1 tRNA gene and 1 rRNA gene are annotated in these 635 nt (G+C 47.4%); both read left to right on the top strand.

Going from position 1 to position 635, the window contains the following annotated elements:
* Positions 1-84 precede the first annotated feature (84 nt).
* Positions 85-160, top strand: a tRNA-Ala gene (locus A3848_RS28775).
* Between the two features lie 255 nt (positions 161-415).
* Positions 416-635, top strand: a 23S ribosomal RNA gene (locus tag A3848_RS28780); the annotation flags it as partial.

The following is a 635-nucleotide window of genomic DNA, read 5'->3' on the forward strand; positions in this document are numbered from 1 at the left end:
TCCTGCAATGGAGACATTCAAATCGGAAGCTTGACTTCCAGATACTTAACGCGTATCCATTTGTTCGGTTTTGATGGAATTTGCGGGGCCATAGCTCAGCTGGGAGAGCGCCTGCCTTGCAAGCAGGAGGTCAGCGGTTCGATCCCGCTTGGCTCCACCAACAAACTTCATCAATTTGTTATGTCTAGAATTACAGAAACCTTGATCCTTGAAAACTGGATACCGAAACGAAAATGCGTTTTAGAACATCTTTTAGCTGAAACTTGTGTAAACAAGTTGAAATAGTTATTAGTATGCTGAAAGCGAAGGTTTTCGATTGTGAAGCGACCTTTGGCTTTAAACAGACTAGCGAACGGATTCATCCGGGAGCGCTGTTTAAAACAAGATGCGCGAACAAGCGAAACACCGGAGCAATGGTTAAGCTAATAAGAGCACACGGAGGATGCCTAGGCGCCAGGAGCCGACGAAGGACGTGGCGAACAACGAAACTGCCTCGGGGAGCTGTAAGCAAGCTTTGATCCGGGGGTGTCCGAATGGGGAAACCCAGCTGTGGTAATTCGCAGTTACTCATACCTGAATACATAGGGTATGTAGAGGCAGACCAGGGGAACTGAAACATCTAAGTACCCTGAGGA

This window comes from Paenibacillus sp. P32E, from assembly GCF_001909085.1.
Lineage (GTDB): Bacteria > Bacillota > Bacilli > Paenibacillales > Paenibacillaceae > Paenibacillus_AQ > Paenibacillus_AQ helianthi.